Here is an 833-nt window from a genome sequence, read left to right as displayed (position 1 = left end):
TTAAAGGAAGAGAGGGTAAGGCGCGTTATTGCTCCCATTTTTGCAAATATAGATGGAGATCCTGCGTTCAGGGACAGTGATCTTGGTTATGTTGAAGATCTTGGCCTCATAAACCGTCGTCCCCAGGTGCATATCAGCAACCGGATATACAGCGAAGTACTTCCAAGGGAGCTTGTAATTGCGACCCAGGAGGGTTTATCCCATCAACAAGAGTGGTACCTTGACATTTCCAACCAGCTTGACATGAAAAAGCTTCTCCCTGCTTTCCAGCAGTTTTTCAGAGAGAATTCCCAAAGCTGGATTGAACGATTTGACTACAAAGAAGCAGGCCCACAGCTTCTTTTACAGGCATTCCTTCAAAGAATTATCAATGGCGGCGGAAGATTGCACAGAGAGTACGGCCTTGGAAGAAAACGCACAGACCTTTTGATTGAATGGCCCATTGATCAAAAAAAGGGGATGTATGGCAAAGTTCAAAGGGTGGTTTTAGAGCTTAAAATCCAGAGGGGAAACATTGAAACACAACTGCCTGAAGCTTTAAAACAAACCATTGAATATGCAGATATAGCAGGAGCAAATGAAATGCATCTTGTTTTTTTCAATAGAGATAAAGATGTAAAGTGGGATGAGAAAATATGGCACAGGCAGGAGATTTATGAGGGGAAAATGGTTGATGTATGGGGATGTTAACAATGTGCTGGGCTTTCTCAATAGTTTAATAAAAATCAAAGGCAACACCTATGATCTTTTGACTTTGTCAACAGTGCCTTAATCAGGGTGTCCAAGATTAACTGGACAAGAACAGTGTCTGAATCAGGATTCCCAAGATTAAC

General features: G+C 41.9%; 1 protein-coding gene. It reads left to right on the top strand.

Features of this window, described 5'->3' with window-relative positions; translation table 11 throughout:
* The coding region (locus MTBBW1_RS28900) for a hypothetical protein (protein WP_222424205.1) at nucleotides 1-690 on the top strand (690 nt) is incomplete at its 5' end.
* Nucleotides 691-833 lie beyond the last annotated feature (143 nt).

The sequence above is a fragment of the Desulfamplus magnetovallimortis genome (assembly GCF_900170035.1).
Classification (GTDB): domain Bacteria; phylum Desulfobacterota; class Desulfobacteria; order Desulfobacterales; family Desulfobacteraceae; genus Desulfamplus; species Desulfamplus magnetovallimortis.
Note: the sequence above shows the minus strand (reverse complement) of the source record. Positions and strands in the feature narration are given on the sequence as shown.